The sequence below is a fragment of the Spirosoma litoris genome (assembly GCF_054776755.1).
This window is the reverse complement of record NZ_BAAHBI010000001.1, coordinates 177,496-197,637: the sequence shown is the minus strand read 5'-3', so window position 1 is coordinate 197,637 and position 20,142 is coordinate 177,496. Positions and strand designations below refer to the sequence as shown.

The following is a 20,142-nucleotide window of genomic DNA, read 5'->3' as shown; positions in this document are numbered from 1 at the left end:
TGGGTGAAACCACAAACCTAGAAAAATACAACGCCCTCCACAACTTTTGACCTTGATCCCTTGATTCCAACTGAGCTGGCTTAATGAGCAGGGAAGGGAATCGTGTATCACAACAAAAAGCCACTTACATTTTTTAAGATGTAAGTGGCTGATAACCAATGCTCCCGAAGCTGGGCTCGAACCAGCGACCCTCTGATTAACAGTCAGATGCTCTAACCGACTGAGCTATTCGGGAATCGTGGTGCAAAAGTAGCGCGAAACTCGATACCAAGCAAGTGATCACGCAGAAAAAATATCGATTTTAGGGTATTTTTTTGCTAACAAAGTGGCAATCAGACCCAAATAAATCTATTGATTAGCGAAATGCATCCGGACGATGGCTGGGTACATTCTCTAAAATCAGCTCTTTAATCCGACGAGCGTCGCCTTTTGAGAAGTTAGAGATCACAATTTCGGGACGGGCTCTTGGAATGACCCGAACTGTGGCGAAAAACAGCCCATTGTCGATCTCTACCCCAGAGATATCTGAGTAGAATACGAAATTGTCGGTGCCGCCAATCAGTTTGCGGGCACGGAACGTAACCCCCTTGTCATTAAAGACAACCTCGTCGGGAGTTAATGGATCTTTAAAACTGCTGGATCGGAATTTTTCGTTTGGCATAGCATCTGAACCGGGATTTAGCTGATTTTACGGAACGACTTTGATTTAATGAATCGCTTTCAATGAAAGCCAAATCAACTGAGATCATAGTCTATCAGTCAAATCACATAAATCCAGGTTATTTTTTAGGTATATAAACTACTTTCTTGGTCTCGAAAAAAGGTTCTTCAAAATAATCCGATAGATCATAAACGCGGTAGCGATCAGTTACTTCGGCTAGTTCTTCGGCAAGGTCACCGCCTTTGAGATACAAAACACCATTAGGGCGATCGTTGTTACCCGCTTTATGAATTTTATAGCGTACCCAGCCTAAAAAAGGCTTTAGACGCGTAACGGCTCGACTTACCACGAAATCATAGGTCGTTGTTAGCTGTTCAACCCGAATTTGCTCGGCCTTCACATTCGTCAGTCCCAAAGCATCGGCTACTTCCTGAACGACCTTTATTTTCTTGCCAATACTATCGACCAGGTGAAAATCGGCCAAAGGAAACAAAATCGCTAACGGAATACCCGGAAAACCGCCCCCCGTACCGACGTCTAAAATTTCAGTGCCGGGCTTGAACTGAACAATCTTGGCAATCCCCAGCGAATGCAGGATATGCTTTTCGTAGAGCGCATCGATATCCTGTCGCGAAATTACATTGATTTTTGTATTCCAGTCGCGATATAGCCCTTCTAATGCCGTAAAACGATCTTTTTGTTCGGGCGTGAGGTTCGGAAAGTATTTTAAGATCAGATCAATATTCATAAAGAATGAAAAGTGTAGAATGAAAAATGAAAAATAAGTAGTGTTCTGAATTTGCTATTCTTCACGTTTCACTCTTCATTTTACACTACGTTTAGCGCCAGTAAAGTCTTTTTTTACGGCGTCTGAACATGGTTGCTATACCCGCCAGGCCGTAGTAAATAGCCAGTAATACGTCCATAAATGGAATAATGGCCCAATGGACTGTATGAGCCAATCGGTAACTAATTCGACCTGTAATGCCCCAGAACGTAAGCATTCGGAACAGAAAAACACCCACTCCGCTTAGCAAAAGTAACCATTCGTTCGCTGTAAACGATTGCTGGTACCATTCATGAACTAAAACAATAATGCCAGTAATCAATGCGAACGTCCAGGTCAATACGTGCGAGCCCGTGAGCAGGCCCAACCGAAATTTGTTGCCAGACTTATAGTATTTGCCTACGTTCAGATGCCGATTTTTCTGTAGTCGCCAGTCGGCCCAGGTTTCTTTGGGTTTCGACCACATAAACGTGTCAGGATGGATACTTATCGCCGTATTTTGACCCGTTGCTACTTCGTTGATAAATAGGTCATCATCACCACCAACTACGTTCATGTGGGTGTAAAAACCCCGGTTGGCAAAGAACAGGCTGGTTCGATAAGCCAGATTTCGACCAACACCCATATACGGACGACCTGCCAACGCCAGCGATAAATACTGAACAGCGGTGAATAGAGTTTCGGAACGAATAAGGAAATTGAGTAAACCTGGCCGATGCTCGTAAGGAGAAAAGCCTAAGCTAATTGCCTTTTGATCGTCGACCAACGGAGCGACCATACCGCTCAACCAGTCATCAGAGGCAGGTCGGCAGTCGGCATCGGTGAGCAGTACAATTGGATAAGTGGCTTTTTTCAGCGCGATGGTCAGTGCGTATTTTTTCGGCGTTACGTGCTCGTGCTCTTTGTCGATGCGGATAAACCGAACGTGCTCAAGCTGGGCGATATCATTTTCCAGCAATAAGTGAGTGCCATCCGTCGACCGATCATCCATGACTAAAACCTCAAAATGTGGGTAATTCTGAGCGTCGAGTAAGGGCAATAACTCGGTCAGGTTTTCCAGTTCATTGCGGGCGCAAACAACGATCGTAATCCCGGATGTTGATCCGGTACGTGCAGTTGACTGTACGCCTAAGGTAGTGTGCTCGGGTACTCGGTAGAAAGCCGTTCGCGAATAAACGAAAAGGATAAAAATGAGCTGAATGCTGACCACAAGTAGCCAGATTATCAGTAATACTATAGTCACCAGCAGGAAAGTTTACTCGCTATTGCGTTGGTTTTTAACGAAGTCGCAAAGATAAGCAGGTTTCAAGTTTCAAGTTCAATGTTTCAGGTTCAATGTTTCGTTCGAGGCTTGAACCTGAAACGTTGAACTTGAAACAATCATGGGTTCGTATCTTTGTACTATGACATTTTCGATTACTGCAAAGGACCCACAGTCGAAGGCCCGAACGGGAACCCTGATAACTGATCATGGACCTATTCAAACGCCGATTTTTATGCCCGTCGGTACGGCAGGCACTGTAAAGGCTGTCCATCAGCGCGAACTGGAAACCGACATTAATGCCGAAATTATTCTGGGCAATACCTATCACTTATACCTGCGACCTGGCCTGGAAGTGCTTCGGCAGGCAGGCGGCTTGCATGCATTCAATGGTTGGCAACGCCCTATCCTGACTGATTCGGGTGGCTATCAGGTATACTCGCTTTCTAATACGCGTAAGATTAAAGAAGAGGGTGTGACGTTTAAGTCGCATATCGATGGCTCTAAACATACCTTCACTCCAGAGGGAGTTATGGATATTCAGCGGACAATTGGCGCTGATATTATCATGGCTTTTGATGAATGTACGCCCTATCCCTGCGAGTATGGCTATGCCCGACAGTCGATGGAAATGACGCACCGTTGGCTTGATCGGTGCATTGGTCGTTTTGATGAAACCGAAGGGCATTATGGCTATCGACAAACGCTATTTCCTATTGTTCAGGGTAGTACCTATGCCGATTTGCGTCGGCAGTCGGCAGAAACAATTGCGAGTAAAGAGCGTGAAGGGAACGCGATTGGTGGGCTAGCTGTAGGCGAACCCGCTGAAGAAATGTACCGCACAATTGAACTGGTAAACAGCATCTTGCCCGCCGATAAGCCTCGGTATTTGATGGGCGTCGGTACACCGGCTAACATTCTGGAAGCTATTGCCTTAGGAGTTGATATGTTCGACTGCGTGATGCCGACACGTAATGCCCGGCATGGCTTATTGTTTACGACGGAAGGGGTTATCAATATCAAAAACGAAAAATGGAGCAAAGACTTTAGTCCCATTGATGCCGGATTAGGGGGGTATGCCAGTACGTTCTATTCGAAATCCTACCTGCGCCACTTGTTTAAATCTGAAGAATTGCTGGGCGGTCAAATTGCGAGTCTACACAATTTGACTTTTTACCTGTGGCTCGTCAGACAGGCGCGAACGCATATCGAAGCCGGTGATTTCGTATCGTGGAAAAATGAAATGGTTATTCGGCTAATGCAACGACTATAATTTGAGTTGATATCATAGTCGAGAAAGCTTGCTTGGTATGATAAGAATTTGATTTTAAATGTAGTGGCTTTTGGCATGACGACTAGTACTCGTCCAATTTAGTTTCTATCGATTCTTTTGATCCTATCGTCTTTGATTATCAGCGCAATAGGGGCAAAAAAATCTATAGAATCCTCCAGAATCTATTTTTGCCAAAGCACTAGAGAGAGTGCCTTTTGACGAAAATTAATTCTTAAAAAAGATTTTTTAAGTCTCCTAATCTAAAAAATGGGAGACTTTTTTGCTTTTTGTCGTCATAGGCTTGCTTGTGGGCGATAAGTAACCCATAATTCATACTATTTGTACACGAAGGTATGGTGACGCCGACCGAATTCAGCCAAATTCCGAACACTAATCGCTGGTTATTTTTACCTGTCGAGGTAATGGTGCGGGCGATTTGGCGAAGCCGGTTACGAATTACAGCTTCCACGATCGCGTTTGCTACACTGGGCGTCGTTGTGGCATTAGTGAAACAGCCGGAATTTCAGTCAGAAGCACGGATTATCCCTGAAATGAATACGGGAGCGAGTGATCTGTTTAAACGACTCTCGTCGATGGCGGGCTTTGCGGAGGTTGATTTTTCGGATGCCGAAGGCGTAGATGCCATTCGGCCAGACTTGTATCCGACTGTATTACAGAGCACTCCGTTTATTCTTTTTCTGCTTAAGCAACCCATTACGATTAAGGGCCAATTGAAAACGGTTGGACAGTTTCTGACAACCGGACAGATTAGGTGGCCCTGGAACCAGTGGAAGCTATTCGACAGACAAGACCAAACTTATCTTTCCCAGAAAGGCCCCCTATATCTGACCACGCAACAGCAAGAGCTGGCAGAAGAAATTAGTGAACGTGTTAATGCCAAACTCAATACGCGTTCGGGCGTTATTACGATTACCGTTCAAATGCCCGATGCGCAGGTAGCTGCCCTCGTGGCTCAGTTAGCAATGAATTACCTGACTCAATACGTCAGAAATTATAGAACCGGAAAAGCCCGACAGGATTTAGCCTTTTATAAACAGCAACTGGCCGATGCTCGTAAACGTTATCAGGCGGCCCAATTCACGATGTTCCATTACAACGACAATCATAAAGCCATTTCCATGCAGGAGGCTACCCTGGATAGGCATCGTATGGAAGATGAACTGGCCATTGCCCGAACGGTTTATACGGAACTATCCCGTAGGTTTGAGCAGGCTAAATTGAACGTGCAGGAACGAAGCCCGATATTTAATGTACTCGAACCTCCCAAAGTACCCCTGAAGCGATCGTCGCCTAAACGAGTGATTATGGTACTGCTTTTTACAGGGGCCGGGTTCATGATAAGTATTTTGATTGTATGGATTCAGCAAACCAATCTGACTGGACGATTTAAGGCAATGATAGCCGAGGATAAAATATTAGTAGCCCATTTAATTTAAACGCAACCCGTGATTAACGCGCTTCGTCAGAAAGAAAAGAAAATCGCCGTCATTGGCCTGGGATATATCGGTCTGCCGGTTGCGCTTGCGTTTGCCCAACAATTTCGGGTCGTTGGTTTTGATAGCAACCCCGATCGGGTGGCGATGCTGCAACGAGCTGAAGATCCTTCGCGGGAGCTACCAGCCGATGCGTTTATCGGTGCCGATATTTTATTTACTGCCGACCCGAATGAACTGAAACAGGCGCATTTTTTTGTCGTGGCCGTTCCTACGCCAGTAGATGAGTATAAAGTGCCCAATTTAAGACCATTGATACGCGCTTCGGAAGTTATTGGTGTCGCTCTGAAGCCAGGAGATTACGTCGTATATGAATCTACGGTTTATCCTGGTTGTACCGAAGATGATTGTTTACCCATACTGGAATTCTGCTCTGGATTAACGGTAGGGCGTGAGTTTAAGCTCGGCTATTCGCCTGAGCGGATTAATCCTGGCGACAAGACCCGAACGCTGGCTGATATTCTTAAAGTAGTCGCAGGAAATGACGAAGAAGCTACGCAGACGATTGCCGACGTGTATGGGAGTATCATTCGGGAGGGCATCTATAAAGCGCCAAGCATTCAGGTTGCCGAAGCGGCTAAAGTAATTGAAAACGTTCAGCGTGATCTTAACATCTCGCTCATGAACGAGCTTGCTATCATTTTCGACAAAATGGGTATCAACACGCAGGAGGTGATTAAGGCTGCTTCAACGAAATGGAATTTTATACCCTTTACGCCCGGACTGGTCGGTGGGCATTGTATTGGTGTTGATCCCTATTATCTGCTCCATAAATCCCGACAACTGGGTTACGAACCGCAGGTGATTAACTCCGGTCGTCGTGTTAACGATAGTATGCCCGACTATATCGCTACGAAGTTGGTGCAAATGCTGTTACAGCGTGCCAAAAATCCGAGCGAAACGAAGGTGTTGGTCATGGGACTAACCTTTAAGGAAAACATTGCCGATATCCGCAATTCGAAAGTAGCCGACCTGGTTCGGGAACTCATGGCCTATTCGATTAACGTGCACATTGTAGACCCGTACGCGTCGCCTAATGAAGTTGCCCGCGAATATGGCCTGAGCCTACTCGACAAACCTGCCGACCAATACGACGCAGTTGTGGTGGCTGTTGGGCACGATGAGTATAAAGAATTAGATGCTGATTATTTCAAATCGCTCATGAGGAATGCACCTATTTTGCTGGATTTGAAAGGGCTCTACCGAACGAATAAAGATGACGAAATAAGCTATTGGCAACTCTGACCGGATGCAGGTGAATTATGAAAATAGTTGTTGTAGGTAGTCGATTGGCTGACTCGCTGGAGCAGCATCTCTGCCAGTCGTTTCAGGTATTGGGCTATGAGGCCACCCTGCTTGATGTGGCGGATGGATTGCTTGTTTCCGTAAAAATTAACTACTGGATGGCGCGGTTCGTTGAGTTTTACGATCGGGCCATCAGCAGCAACATCGCCGATCGAATAATAAAACTTCGCCCCGATCTGGTCGTTGTAGTCTACCGTTACTTACATCCGGTTTTGGTTGAGCGATTAAAGAAGCAGTTGCCCGGCGTCATTGTTGTGCAGATGAATCCTGATCCAATTTCGAATCTGGAAAAGCAACAAATCATCGCGGCCGATTTTGACTATTACTTTTCAAAAGAGCCCTACATTGTTGATACACTACGGAACAAAGCCGGCCTGAATGCCCATTACTTGCCTGAGGGCTTTAATCCGCGAATCTATCAAAAACCAGCGGTTGAAAAATCGGTGGCCGAATGGCTGACCGATATTGATGTATTGGTGTTCGGGAATTTATATGCGTACCGCGCCCGCATGGTTGAGCAACTGATACGGGCTGGACTGAAAGTGACTGTTTATGGGCATCAAGGGCCTTATCTGCGTCCCGAGTTAAACGCTATCATCAACCAGCACCAGCTGACTGGTCCCGAGAAGAATCGATTATTTTACGGTGCCAAAATCGTTTTCAATAACTTTCATTACGCTGAAGTAAGCTCCGTCAATCATAAATACTTCGAACTTAACGGGATTGGCGCGTTTCAACTCTGTGATTATAAATCGACGATAGAAGACCATACCGGTGTTCCTGCTGAGCAGGTTACCTATCGGAATATAGACGATGCCATTGATAAAATCCGCTACTATCTGGCTCGGCCGGTTAAGCGGCACGAACTAGCCGCAACACAATACACTCATTTTCAACAGCGGCATACGTTCGATCAACGGGTTACGCAACTTCTACAGACAGTAGGTTTGGCACCCTTATTAGACTCGGAGCAGCTACAAATCGATGACTGGTGGGACGACTGACGCTAAGCTTTCTTGTTTTCCTGCTTTTACACTGGTTTGTAGACAGTGCCTGGTATGAAGCATTGGCTGTATCGTTTTCAGCCTATACATTCGTTATTTTCGTTTACCAGATTGGCCAGCAGATTGTCATTCTGGAATGTATCTGTGCCATTGCTTCTCTGGAGATTTTAGCTGTACCTGCCATCACGTACTGGCTATTCCCGGGTTCGATGCCTATTGCGTCGAATACATACTTTAGTTATGCGTTACCCGCCTACACGGCATTTTATGTAGGGATCGGTGGAGTGGCAGACAGGAATTCCGAGACATCTCATCGGCAATATATTCAGCATGTAATCGATTATCTGCAAGCTCGCCAATCAGTTGCTGTTTGGTTGTTTATCATTGGGTTAGGTGGATTTTCGCTAAAAGCATTACTACCCAAAGTGCCTGCCTTTCTGGGGGCGCTACCGATGCATTGTCTGCTGGTAAGTGCCTTGTATGCTTACTATTCCAGAAATGCCTATTGGATGCTGCTTGTCGGGCTGGTTATTAGTCTACTGCTTATCAATACCGTTCAGACGGGTATGTTTGGTGATCTTTTTTTCTGGCTCTTGCTCCTGCTGATTTTTTGGACGATTAGTCTACCGGAACCGATGACCATGCGGGCAAAAACGATTCTTGTTAGTTTGGCTTTTACACTGCTGTTAATCATTCAGTCAATTAAAGCCGAATACCGCTATAATACCTGGGGAAGCTCCCGATTCGACCGTACGGCCAATGCGGGCCTGATGGCAGAGTTGCTTGTTGATCGGCTGACCTACCCTGAAAAACTCCTGAATACAAGGCACTTCGTGGCATCTTTTGGGCGATTTAATCAAGGGATTATGATTGGAAGCGCCATGGCCAAAGTTCCTGTTCATGAGGCTTATGCTAACGGAGAAGTGCTGCTATCCCTGATTTACCCGTTAGTGCCCCGACTGCTTTGGCCCGGCAAACCCCAAACGGGTGGTTACGAAAATATTCGACGCTTTACGACTCTGGCGCAGTTTGAGAACACTAGTATTAATCTCTCGCCCGTGGGCGAAGGTTATGTGAATTTTGGCTACGGCGGTGTGCTGTTTGCCTATTTATATGGCTGGTTGCTACGGGGGTGTTTTCAGGTTGTTTTCAGTCTTGCAGACAAAATGCCGTCAATTATTCTCTGGTTGCCCATGCTGTACATTGGGTGTCTGACGATGGAAACAGACCTCCTGTCAACCTGGGGAAGTTTGGTGAATAGCGCCCTGTTTATTGGGTTTCTAAGTTGGTCGATGAAACGTATTGGTGTTCAACTCTAGGGTTTTATGATGGTTACGTATCTACTTCGTAGTCCGGGAACTGGCTATAGCATTGAAGAGCTATTCGGTAGTATTCAGCGCGAGATAGACCAACAATCGAGCCTGTCGACCACTCGAATCCAATTGCCATATATCAGTCGCGGGTGGTGGAGTGTCTTTCAAAATCTACGTTTTGTACGAACCATCTCGGGTACTGTTTTTCACGTTACTGGCGATGTACATTATGCTGCATTGGCCCTACCTGCATCGCAGACAGTGCTAACAATTCATGATTGTAGTGCGCTGGAGAATAACCGAAAGCGCCCCTGGCGATATGCTGTGTTCTGGTTATTCTGGTATTATCTGCCTATTCGTAGAGCGCATGTTGTGACGACGGTATCTGAAAAAATACGTCAGGAACTGATACAACATGTAGGGCAAGTAGCGCAGAAAACCGTGGTGGTTGCCAATGGCTACGATCCAATTTTTGCGTCCTGGCCTGCGCATTTTCATAAAGCGCAACCAGTACTGCTTCAGATAGGAACCTCACCCAATAAGAACCTACCACGTTTGATTGCCGCCATCGCTGATCTTGTGTGCACACTTGTTATTGTTGGCCCGTTGACTGCCGAACTCACGCAGGCGCTTCAACAATACCGAATTCATTACAGGAATTATGTCGATCTCAATCGAACGGAGATAATTCAACTATATGAGGCCTGTGATATCGTCACGTTTGTGTCGACCTACGAGGGATTTGGCATGCCCATTTTAGAAGCTAATGCCATTGGTCGTGCGGTTATTACTTCAGATATAACGCCGATGTGTACGATTGCGGCTGGCTCGGCTCTTTTGGTGGACCCAACCGATACAAACGCTATCCGACAGGGAATTCTACGACTTATTCAGGACGACGTTTATCGGGAGACGTTACTGGAGGCAGGTCGCAGGAATGCCCAACGGTATACGATTGCAGCATCCGCTTCGCAATATGCAGCACTGTACCGGGGAATTGCCAGTCATCTACCCTCATCTGAACAAGTTGCATGAAGATTCTTCTGTCGGCAGATTGTTTTTATCCCTCGCAGATGGGTGGCCCCAGTAACACGATTTACTGGCAAGCCAAAGCACTGGCGCAGGCTGGGCACGAGGTAACCGTAGTAGCGACGTCTCAAAGTTTACCGCCCGCTACGTTGCTCGATCGATGGCTACTGCTCGACTGTGGTCGGGTTATCTACACGCGAAATCCTCATTTTTATCTGCCACTTCGGCATATATGGCAGGGCTGGCTGGCTATTCGGAAAGCAGATATCGTTCATGTAAACAGCTTGTTCTATCCTGCTTCGTTTGTGTGGGTACTCATGGCCCGATTGCTGAACAAGCCGGTTGTCTGGTCGCCCCACGGCGAGTTGAGTCCGGTGGCATTAGGTTTTCGATCAGGTCTGAAACGCCTGATACTGGCATTCATTAAATGGATCAACCCGAGCGTTCAATTTCATGCAACGAGTTCTGCCGAGACAATCCATATCCGTCAGCATTTCGGAGCCGATACCAGGGTTGGTGAAATCTATAGCCGCATGGAGTTGCCCGATCTGGTAGTCCCCACGCCAATTGGTTCGGTCATTCGGCCCTATCTCTTGTTTATAGGTCGGCTACATCCCATCAAAGCTATTGATCGTTTACTGATGGCGTTGAGCGCATCGACCCTATTTATAAAAAGTGATTATACGCTGATACTGGCCGGGCCAGACTCCAACAAAACCTACACCCAAACCTTGAAAGACTGCATACAAAGGCTTGACCTGTCGACTAAAGTACTGTTTGTTGGCTGGGTGCATGGCGATCAAAAGGAATACCTATACGCCAACGCCCGGATAACGATTTTACCGTCTCATTCGGAGAGTTTCGGAAATGTGGTCATCGAATCGCTGGCGCAAGGCACGCCTGTTGTTGCCTCGATCCACACTCCCTGGCAATTACTCGAAACGGAACAGGCTGGTAGTTGGGTATCGAACGAGCCAGATCAACTTCGGACGGCCATTGAACGCTATCTGACAATGCAAACGAATGAATACGAAGGGTATCGTAAACGAGCCCTTAGGCTGGCCCGCCAACGGTTTTCAATAACAGGTAGCAGCGAAGAATGGGAGCGGTTTTACGGGCAAGTACAACACGCTGCTATACAGAGATCAATGGGTTTACTTGATGAATAACGATGGAAAATAATGTCGTTGATTTTCATGATGTCATCGCTTCGGCGTTCAATGATCGATATGAAACGTCGAAGGCATTTCAGGAGCGCTTTACCGTCTGGATACGATTATTTGACCGCTACATAAAACCGACTGATCTCGTTATGGATCTTGGCTGTGGATCGGGTGTTTTTAGTGATTATCTCGCTGGCAAAGGCTGCGTTGTGACAGGAATAGATGGTTCGGAAGCGATGATTGCCCTCGGAAAGCAAAAGAAGATGGCGGGTAACGTGTGCTATATGGTGCAGTTGTTACCATTGCCAAATCCAAGCCAGTATGCGCCACAAGATGTTCTCCTGATGTCGAGCGTGCTTGAATACCTGGATGATATAACCGAAATGCTTGAACAGGCCAACGTTCTTCTGAAACCGAATGGCCTATTGATTGTCTCGATTCCCAACCATATAAGCGTCTATCGGGCGATTGAACGAGTCATTTTCTGGCTAACAAAACGACCGACTTATTTCGCCTTTATCCGCCATACATCAACCAAACTTAAGTTCAATAAACGGCTGACTCAACTAGGGTTCGAGCCACTTGAAACGGTTTACTTTTCAAGTTACGATCCTATTTCGAGCGTATTAAAGCCTTTTTTCGCGGAGCAGTATGTTAATAATTTGCTGGTTGGTGTCTATCGAAAACGAACAGACTCGTAGCCAATGAAGATCCTCTGCATTGTAGGTGCCCGGCCTAATTTTATTAAGATTGCTCCGTTACAACGGGCTTTTCTGGCTTACCCTGGCATCGAATCGAAAATCGTGCATACGGGGCAGCATTACGATGCTGTAATGAGCGATATCTTTTTTAGGCAACTGGCTTTACCAAAACCGGACTATTATCTCGGTGTGCAAGCTGGAACCACGACCCAGCAAACCGCCGATATCCTACACAAATTTGAGAAGGTACTCACTATAGAAAGACCCGACTGGGTGCTGGTTGTTGGCGATGTAACAAGCACATTGGCCTGTACACTGGCGGCAGTCCAGCATGGGGTTCGTGTGGCCCACGTTGAAGCAGGACTACGGTCGGGTGATAGACAAATGCCTGAAGAATGCAACCGACTAGTAACGGACGCGCTGGCTGATCTCCTGTTTGTGACAGAGCAGGCTGGGGTAGAAAATTTACAGCGTGAAGGCATCTCGGCTGAAAAAATTCACTTCGTCGGTAACGTGATGATCGATTCGCTGGTGGAGTATCTGCCCAGTGCGCGTAAGTTGAACACGCTTGCCGAATTAGGTTTAGGCGCTGGATCGTATGGGTTAATAACCTTGCATCGGCCCTCCAACGTCGATACGGAAAATGGGTTGCGTACGCTTTTGATGCTTATCGAAAATGTGGCACACCTCAGGCGTGTGTTGTTCCCTATGCACCCGCGTACTCGCGCCAATGCTGTCAGATTAGGGCTGTATAAGAAACTTGAGGCTATTCCGAATGTGCAAATTCTGGAGCCACAGGGGTATCTGGAGTTTCTGAATCTGATGCGACAGGCAACCTTCGTCATTACGGATTCGGGCGGTATTCAGGAAGAAACGACCTATCTGAAGGTCCCGTGTCTGACGTTTCGCGAATCAACGGAACGGCCCGTGACGGTAGCGCTGGGCACCAATCAACTTATTGCTGATTTGAAGCCTGAAACAGCCAGACAGTATGTAATCGACATTCTTTCTGGTCAACTTAAAACGGGACAAATCCCACCCTTGTGGGATGGCCAGACAGCCAGACACATCGCGAAAATAATGTATGAAGCAACTTAGCCAAAATCTTAAAACCGGCGAAACGGTGCTCGAAAATGTACCCACGCCACAAGTGCGTCGGGGGCAGGTGCTTATTCAAACCCGACGGTCGCTAGTGTCGTTGGGCACGGAGCGAATGCTGGTTGAGTTTGGACGCGCCAGCTTGCTCGATAAAGCCCGACAGCAGCCTGAGCGGGTGAAACAGGTACTGGAGAAGGTTCAGTCGGATGGTGTGTGGCCAACGCTGGAGACTGTACTACGGAAGCTCGATCAGCCATTGCCATTGGGTTATTGTAACGTAGGGAAAGTCGTATCGTTAGGGGAGGGGGTTACCGATTTGCGCATCGGTGACCGGGTTGTTTCGAATGGCCCTCATGCAGAAGTCGTTTGTATTCCACGAAATCTTGTTGCCCCTGTTCCCGAGGCTGTTAGCGATGATGAGGCTGCGTTTACAATTGTTGGAGCTATTGGCTTACAGGGAATCCGATTGCTCAATCCGACACTTAACGAAACCATCGTGGTCATTGGCTTGGGACTTATTGGTTTGTTAACGGCCCAACTGCTTCGTTTGAATGGCTGCCGTGTAATTGGGGTCGATATAGACGAATTGAAATGCCAGCTAGCCGAACAGCAAGGGTGCATGGTTTTGAATTCAGCGACTGAAAATGATGTGGTCAACGTAGTGTTGGCATTGACCAATGGCGTTGGAGCAGATGGAGTTGTCATTACGGCTTCGGCCAAAACAGATAAGCTTATCTCACAGGCAGCCCGCATGAGTCGTCAGCAAGGCCGAATTGTGCTGATTGGCTCGGTGGGGCTGAATCTGAACCGAAACGAGTTTTATCAGAAAGAGTTAACTTTTCGGGTATCGTGTTCGTATGGCCCCGGTCGCTACGATGATACATACGAACAGCGGGGGCAGGATTATCCATTGGCCTATGTTCGCTGGACGGAAAATCGAAATTTTCAGACGATTCTGCATTTTCTGGAAAAGGGCCAACTGGATGTTAAGCCGCTTATTACAGAGCAAATCCCATTAACTGATTATCGCCGAATTTATGACGATATAAAATCAACCCATCGGATTGCGTCCTTACTTACGTATGCGGAAGAAATTAGGGTAAGTTCCGTACTACCGCTAAACAGGTATCGGGTTGAGCCGGGGCGCGGGACAATGGGCATTATTGGCGCCGGAAATTTCACCAGTTCAGTCTTGTTGCCTGCTTTAACGTCGGCAGGCGCTAAGCTCAAAACGATTGCCAGTTCAGGCGGTCTGAATGCGACACGACTCGCGAAAAAATACGGTATTGCTCAAAGTTCTACTGATTACCGACTTATTCTGGACGACCCTGACATTGACGTATGCATGATCGCAACCCGGCACGATAGCCATGCGCGCCTAACAATTGAAGCCTTACAAGCTGGTAAACATGTGTTTGTGGAGAAACCGCTGGCGATCTACAGTCATGAACTCTACTCAATTATTGATGCACAGCAGGTATCGGGCCGGATGGTAATGGTTGGCTTTAACCGACGGTTTTCGCCTTTTGTCCAGAAGATGAAAGCGCTCCTGACTACTCCTGAACTGCCCATGAATGTGGTAGTGACCATAAACGCGGGCTCTATTCCCGCAAATTCGTGGGTGCATGACCGAGCCATTGGGGGCGGGCGTATTCTGGGCGAAGTGAGCCATTTTATCGACCTGATTACCTACCTGACCGGAAGTCTCGTTCGTCGTGTGTGCATGAATGCCATGGGGCCATTACCAACCGAAACAACCGATTCGGCGTCGTTGCTAGTACAGTATGAAAACGGATCGACTGGCGTCATTAATTATTTCAGCAATGGAAGTAAAACCTACCCGAAAGAGCGGGTTGAAGTATATGCATTGGAGCGAACGCTGGTTTTGGACAACTTTCGAACGCTAACAGGCTATGGTTTCAAGCGGTTTTCAAGTTTATCGGGCCGACAGGACAAAGGCCATGCAGAACAGGCCAAACAGTTGGTAAAACGAATGCGAACTGGCGGAGATGCCCCAATTCCATTTGCGGATAGTATTAACGCGACACAAACCACATTGGGTGCCTTGCAAAGTCTGCGCGAAAACCGGTGGGTCGATGTCGCTGGTATCGGCATGAGCCCGGAGAAGTCGCCTGTATGAAGAACGTAAGGCTTCTTTGGCGAACCATACGTCATTTAACGTTACGGCAGGTTATCTATCAAATTCTCTTTAGGCTACGTAGTCGACCAAAATTAAGGCTGACTAAAACGAGTCCGCAAGGCCATTTTCTAGCTTCATCGCCAGCAGATAAGTCTATTAGTTGGCAGAATGGCGTATTCACCTTTTTGAATCAGTCGGTTCGATTTGCCGCTGATGTTGATTGGAACTACGATCGGTTCGGCAAGCTTTGGACATACAACCTCAATTACTTCGATTTTCTGAATCAGCCAGCGTTAGAACTTGAGGTTGGTTTGGCATTGATTCATCAGTTTATTGCTCAAACAGAGTCGTTACGAGATGGATTAGAGTCCTATCCAACTTCGTTGAGAATTATAAACTGGATACAGTTTTTGAGTCAGCATCGCGTTCGGGACGCTGTTATTGAGCAGCATTTATTTGCTCAGGTTCACTTGCTGCGTCGGCGTTTAGAGTACCACTTAGCTGGTAACCATCTGCTCGAGAATGCCTTTGCGCTATTGGTGGGGGCAATCTACTTTCGGCAAGCGCATTGGTTCAACAAATCAACCCGACTACTTCGAAAGCAGCTGGCAAGCCAAATTCTGGCCGATGGTGGGCATGACGAACGTAGCCCGATGTATCATCAACTACTCCTTGATAAGCTGCTGGATTGTTTACTGATCCTGCAATCGGAATCCTGGCAGAAAGACAGTGGCCTTATTCTCTTTTTAACAGATAAGGCCACCCAAATGCTTGGCTGGCTCAATGGTATTACGTTCAGGAATGGCGATGTTCCGATGGTTAACGACGCCACTTTTGGGATTGCTCCGACAACGGCTAAACTTCGACAGAAAGCCAGGGCGGTATTGACTCAACGGCCCTCCGACTCTGTCCGTTTACAGGAAAGTGGCTACCGAATGATTCGGCAAGGACTGTACGAGCTATTGGCCGATGTTGGGCCGGTTGGTCCTGATCATCAACCCGGTCATGCACACGCGGATACACTTTCGTTTGTGCTATATGTGGATAACTATCCGGTAATTGTGGATAACGGCGTTTCTACTTATCAGGTAAGTACCCGTCGAGCATGGGAGCGGAGTACGGTTGCGCATAATACGGTAACGCTTCATACTGTCAACTCATCCGAAATGTGGGCCAATTTTCGGGTTGGGCGTAGGGCAAAAGCAAGGGTGTTAATTGATAACCAGCGTCAGTTGACTGCTCGTCATGATGGGTATCGTCAATGGGGTTTTATTCACGAGCGAAGCTGGTTTGTGGAGCCTGATCGACTACGGATAACCGATCGGTTATTGCCGACGCAGGCTAAACTAAAAACTGCACCATCGGGGATCGCTCGATTTTATTTTCACCCAACTGTTCCGGTACAAATTGTTGGAGATTTCGTGCGAGCTGGTCCCCTAAAAATGTCATTTTATTCGGAGACCAAACCAGCCTTTTGCGTCATAAGCTCCACAATGGCCGAAGGGTTTAATTGCCTCCGAGCGAGTCAATGTCTTGCCGTGACATTCACAAGCAGCCTTGAAACGGCCCTCCTGTTCCTGGAATGAACGTACTTTATTTTACCTTTTATTTCGAGCCTGACATCGGTCCCGGAGCCTTTCGGAATACGTCGCTGGTGAATGAATTGTCTTGTCAACTAACCGCCAATGACTCCATTTATGTGATCACGACGCAGCCGAACCGCTATGACTCCTACCACCCAACCGCTGTTGAACGGGAAGCCTGGTACAATGGCGGCTGCCCGATCTCAATTCATCGCATTAAGGTACCCGCGCATAAAAGTGGATTTCTAGGGCAGATCCGCTCATTTTGGGTCTATTATTTCCGGGCTTTTCGACTAGTTAGAACGTATGAATATGACTTGGTTGTAGCTTCCTCGTCGCGTTTGTTTACGGCTTTTCTGGGGGCTCGACTAGCCAGAAAACGGGCTTCTCCGCTGTTTTTAGATATCCGCGATCTATTTCGGGAGGCAATTCTGGATGTCATCAAACTTCCGCTCCTTCGGGTGCTATTGAATCCTTTTTTGAGAGTTGTTGAACGGTATACGTTTGGCTATGCCAGTCATATCAATCTGGTGTCGGAAGGGTTCCGATCTTACTTTAAGCCATTCCAGCAGGCCACCTACAGTTACTTTACGAATGCGATCGATACGGCTTTTCTGACTATTCCAGCCAGCCGTACAGGGGCGAACCCATCTCCTAAAACCATCCTGTATGCAGGTAATATTGGTGAAGGGCAGAGTTTACATCAACTAATTCCAGACGTAGCCCGACAGTTGGGCGACGCCTACCGCTTTGTGATCATCGGGGATGGTGGAGCTCGACAAAAACTGATCGATGCGCTGAGTACGAACGTCCTAACCAACGTTGAGTTGCGTTTGCCCGTTAACCGACGAGAATTACTGGTTGAGTACCAGAACGCCGATTATTTGTTTGTACACCTGAGTGATATCGATGCCTGTAAGCGCGTATTACCTTCTAAGTTATTCGAATATGGTGCAACCGATAAACCCATTATTGCCGGAGTTTCTGGTTATGCCGCTTCATTTGTACGCGAATACCTACCTAACACCATTCTATTTAATCCGGGAGATGCCGAGAGTTTGATCCGACAGTTGCGCGAAACGCCTTATCATACACAAGTCAGAACGGCATTTAAGCAGCGATTTCGACGGCAAACGATCAGTGCCGCTATGGCGCAGCAAATCCTACAAATGCAGCGAGGGACAGCTCGTACGAATTACCCGTAAATTTTCCTCAAAAGATAGCCATCCATTCTTGCCTTCCACAAGAATCATTTTCGTCCATTTTGGGAATGAACCAACTTGTAGCCTTACTTCAGGAATTACTGCCTCAAGCCGAAGACACATTGGCAATGCGCCAAAAAAAGGGTCGGTTCCGCGGAACCGACCCTACTAAATCTAATTGGAGTCGTTGATTAGATACCAGCCGGTTTAACGCTCTTACCGATAGCGATCAGGTCTTCGGGTGTTTGCAGCCCTAAAACTTTTTTCAACACTTTACCATTGCCATCGATGAACAACAGGGTTGGATATGCTTCGAGCGGGTACACCTGCGACAGAGCCGGGCCTTCGCCTTTCTCCATGTCCATTTTCACGTTGATGAATTTGCTGTTATAGAAATCACCAACGGCCTTTTTGGTGAAAACATCCTTTTGGAGTTTTTTGCAGGGACCACACCAGCTAGCATACGCATCCAGGAAGATAACTTTTTTCTCTGCTTTTGCCTTTTTCAGAATCTCTCTCCACGATGTTTCCGTGAATTGAATGCCTTCAGTATCATTTTTGGGAGCTACTTTCTTCGAAGCGGCAGGGTTTGGCCGGGTTGAAGAAAGGGCGGCATGAGTCGATTGTGCATTGAAGCCAACCAAGAGGAATGCAAGTAGCCAAAATACTTTTTTCATAATCAAACCGGCAAACCGGCGGTCTTTAATGGTTTTCTGAGTGTATAACGTGCCAGCAAGCGATTTTCGTTTCTTTCACAATCACTTGTTTATGAAGCAAATTAGCGGGCAGTACGACAAATTGCAAATGATGTGCCATTCTCGGTAATCTTTCCGAACTTTGCAGCCGTTTTTGTCTCCGTTTATTATGCCTGTTAAACAAGCCGAATTTTTGGTCAGTAATTCCGATGCGGCCAAATGCCCCAAGCCCGACCGACCTGAGTACGCCTTTATTGGTCGCTCGAACGTTGGCAAATCGTCGCTGATTAATATGCTAACGAGCCGTAATTCCTTAGCGAAAATCTCGGGGAAACCTGGTAAAACGCAATTGATCAATCACTTCATTATCGATAATGAATGGTACCTGGTCGATTTACCGGGTTATGGCTATGCCCAGGTCAGTAAAGCCGACCGCGAGAAATTTGCGTCTCTTATTGATGGCTATCTGAAGTCGCGACCCAATTTGCTGTGTATTTTTGTGCTGGTCGATTCACGGATTGAACCCCAGAAGCTTGATCTCGACTTTATGAGCAACTTAGGCGAACAGGGGTTGCCGTTCGTCGTTGTTTTCACAAAAACCGAGAAACTGGGTCCAACCAAATTACAGGCTACGCTAGAAACGTACCGGGCTAAACTGCTCGAAGAATGGGAGGAAGCCCCTGACTTTTTTGTCACATCGGCAGTTACGGCAGCAGGCCGCGAAGATATTCTGTCGTTCATCCGACCATTGAATGAAAGTTATTTAAAAGAGCAAAAGAATGTAAAAATGATGGGGCGAAAAACAGGCAAGTAGCTTTTCATTTTTCTTCTCTTTGACTCATTCACTTTTCCTGATGGGCAATAGTCTCATCAAAATACACGTTACCAATTTATAAAGTCTCTTTATGGAAGCATTAAAACAGATTGCCAATGTGGCTGGATACAGCGGCCTTTATCGAATTCTGAAACCTGGCCGGGCAGGCGTTATTGTTGAATCACTAGACGACAAGAAGGCCAAAACAATGATGGGTCCAACCGCGCGGGTATCGGTGTTGAATGATATTTCTATCTATGTCGATGACGACAGCGAGGAACAATCTGTATCGCTTAGCACGGTATTACTGGCAATCAATGAAAAATACAGCGATAAACTTCCGGTTGATTCGAAAGGCACCGCCGATCAATTAGCTGATTTTATGGCCACCGTGGTACCAACTTATGATCGTGAGCGCGTACGCACAACCGATATCAAAAAACTGGTGAGCTGGTACGGTATCCTCCGTCAGTATGCTCCCGAAGTGTTTGAGGTGACAGCCGAAGAAACAAAGGAGGAAGCGCCAGAAACAGCCGAAGTAGAAGCAACGGAAGCAGCGGCTGAGAAAACGCCAAAAACGAAAAAAGCCTAAACAGTTG

18 protein-coding genes and 1 tRNA gene are annotated in these 20,142 nt (G+C 47.0%); 14 read left to right on the top strand and 5 right to left on the bottom strand.

What is annotated here, in order from left to right:
* Nucleotides 1–161 precede the first annotated feature (161 nt).
* The 4 genes from ACYVGR_RS00740 to ACYVGR_RS00725 all read right to left on the bottom strand — a co-directional run bounded on the left by ACYVGR_RS00740 (nt 162) and on the right by ACYVGR_RS00725 (nt 2,691).
* Nucleotides 162–235, bottom strand: a tRNA-Asn gene (locus ACYVGR_RS00740).
* A 120-nt stretch (nt 236–355) separates the two neighbouring features.
* On the bottom strand, nt 356–661 hold the full coding sequence (locus ACYVGR_RS00735) for a hypothetical protein (RefSeq protein WP_460953097.1): 306 nt from the start codon (nt 659–661) through the stop codon (nt 356–358).
* A 118-nt stretch (nt 662–779) separates the two neighbouring features.
* Nucleotides 780–1,409 carry a 16S rRNA (guanine(527)-N(7))-methyltransferase RsmG gene (gene rsmG / locus ACYVGR_RS00730; protein ID WP_182458736.1) on the bottom strand — a complete coding sequence of 210 codons (630 nt, stop codon included), beginning with the start codon at nt 1,407–1,409 and terminating at the stop codon, nt 780–782.
* Nucleotides 1,410–1,500: 91 nt separating this feature from the next.
* Complete coding sequence (locus tag ACYVGR_RS00725) at nt 1,501–2,691, bottom strand: glycosyltransferase (RefSeq protein ID WP_460953095.1); 1,191 nt, start codon at nt 2,689–2,691, stop codon at nt 1,501–1,503.
* Nucleotides 2,692–2,851: 160 nt separating this feature from the next.
* Between ACYVGR_RS00725 and tgt the strand changes: the two genes are divergently transcribed.
* From tgt to ACYVGR_RS00665, 12 genes are all read left to right on the top strand, one after another.
* Nucleotides 2,852–3,982 (top strand): tRNA guanosine(34) transglycosylase Tgt, encoded by a 1,131-nt coding sequence (gene tgt, locus ACYVGR_RS00720; RefSeq protein WP_460953094.1) that lies wholly within the window; start codon nt 2,852–2,854, stop codon nt 3,980–3,982.
* Nucleotides 3,983–4,335: 353 nt separating this feature from the next.
* The gene (locus tag ACYVGR_RS00715) at nt 4,336–5,439 is read left to right on the top strand and encodes a Wzz/FepE/Etk N-terminal domain-containing protein (protein ID WP_460953092.1); all 1,104 of its coding nucleotides are present in this window, start codon (nt 4,336–4,338) and stop codon (nt 5,437–5,439) included.
* 9 nt (nt 5,440–5,448) lie between these two features.
* Nucleotides 5,449–6,741: a nucleotide sugar dehydrogenase gene (locus ACYVGR_RS00710; protein ID WP_460953090.1), complete on the top strand. Its 1,293-nt coding sequence runs from the start codon at nt 5,449–5,451 to the stop codon at nt 6,739–6,741.
* Between the two features lie 17 nt (nt 6,742–6,758).
* Entirely contained in the window at nt 6,759–7,805 is a 1,047-nt protein-coding gene (locus ACYVGR_RS00705; RefSeq protein WP_460953088.1) for a CgeB family protein, read from the top strand.
* Nucleotides 7,793–9,124 (top strand): hypothetical protein, encoded by a 1,332-nt coding sequence (locus ACYVGR_RS00700; RefSeq protein WP_460953086.1) that lies wholly within the window; start codon nt 7,793–7,795, stop codon nt 9,122–9,124. Before ACYVGR_RS00705 ends, ACYVGR_RS00700 begins: the two co-directional genes overlap by 13 nt.
* A 6-nt stretch (nt 9,125–9,130) precedes the next feature.
* Complete coding sequence (locus tag ACYVGR_RS00695; protein WP_460953085.1) at nt 9,131–10,153, top strand: glycosyltransferase family 4 protein; 1,023 nt, start codon at nt 9,131–9,133, stop codon at nt 10,151–10,153.
* Complete coding sequence (locus ACYVGR_RS00690) at nt 10,150–11,316, top strand: glycosyltransferase family 4 protein (protein ID WP_460953083.1); 1,167 nt, start codon at nt 10,150–10,152, stop codon at nt 11,314–11,316. Before ACYVGR_RS00695 ends, ACYVGR_RS00690 begins: the two co-directional genes overlap by 4 nt.
* A gap of 2 nt (nt 11,317–11,318) precedes the next feature.
* Nucleotides 11,319–12,011 carry a class I SAM-dependent methyltransferase gene (locus ACYVGR_RS00685; RefSeq protein ID WP_460953081.1) on the top strand — a complete coding sequence of 231 codons (693 nt, stop codon included), beginning with the start codon at nt 11,319–11,321 and terminating at the stop codon, nt 12,009–12,011.
* Between the two features lie 3 nt (nt 12,012–12,014).
* Nucleotides 12,015–13,109 (top strand): non-hydrolyzing UDP-N-acetylglucosamine 2-epimerase, encoded by a 1,095-nt coding sequence (wecB, locus tag ACYVGR_RS00680; protein ID WP_460953079.1) that lies wholly within the window; start codon nt 12,015–12,017, stop codon nt 13,107–13,109.
* Entirely contained in the window at nt 13,096–15,249 is a 2,154-nt protein-coding gene (locus ACYVGR_RS00675) for a bi-domain-containing oxidoreductase (protein WP_460953078.1), read from the top strand. The genes wecB and ACYVGR_RS00675 overlap by 14 nt, the downstream gene beginning before the upstream one ends.
* Before the next feature lie 185 nt (nt 15,250–15,434).
* Nucleotides 15,435–16,835, top strand: a complete 1,401-nt coding sequence (locus tag ACYVGR_RS00670; protein WP_460953076.1) for a heparinase II/III domain-containing protein — start codon at nt 15,435–15,437, stop codon at nt 16,833–16,835.
* Nucleotides 16,832–18,037, top strand: coding sequence for a glycosyltransferase family 4 protein (locus ACYVGR_RS00665; RefSeq protein ID WP_460953075.1), 1,206 nt, complete (start codon nt 16,832–16,834; stop codon nt 18,035–18,037). The genes ACYVGR_RS00670 and ACYVGR_RS00665 overlap by 4 nt, the downstream gene beginning before the upstream one ends.
* A gap of 188 nt (nt 18,038–18,225) precedes the next feature.
* On the opposite strand, the gene ACYVGR_RS00660 is transcribed toward ACYVGR_RS00665, so the two are convergent.
* Entirely contained in the window at nt 18,226–18,711 is a 486-nt protein-coding gene (locus ACYVGR_RS00660) for a thioredoxin family protein (RefSeq protein ID WP_460953073.1), read from the bottom strand.
* Nucleotides 18,712–18,898: 187 nt separating this feature from the next.
* On the opposite strand from ACYVGR_RS00660, the gene yihA reads away from it, so the two are divergent.
* Nucleotides 18,899–19,543 carry a ribosome biogenesis GTP-binding protein YihA/YsxC gene (yihA, locus tag ACYVGR_RS00655; RefSeq protein ID WP_460953071.1) on the top strand — a complete coding sequence of 215 codons (645 nt, stop codon included), beginning with the start codon at nt 18,899–18,901 and terminating at the stop codon, nt 19,541–19,543.
* 91 nt (nt 19,544–19,634) lie between these two features.
* Nucleotides 19,635–20,135, top strand: coding sequence for a DUF5606 family protein (locus ACYVGR_RS00650; RefSeq protein ID WP_460953070.1), 501 nt, complete (start codon nt 19,635–19,637; stop codon nt 20,133–20,135).
* Nucleotides 20,136–20,142: the final 7 nt, after the last annotated feature.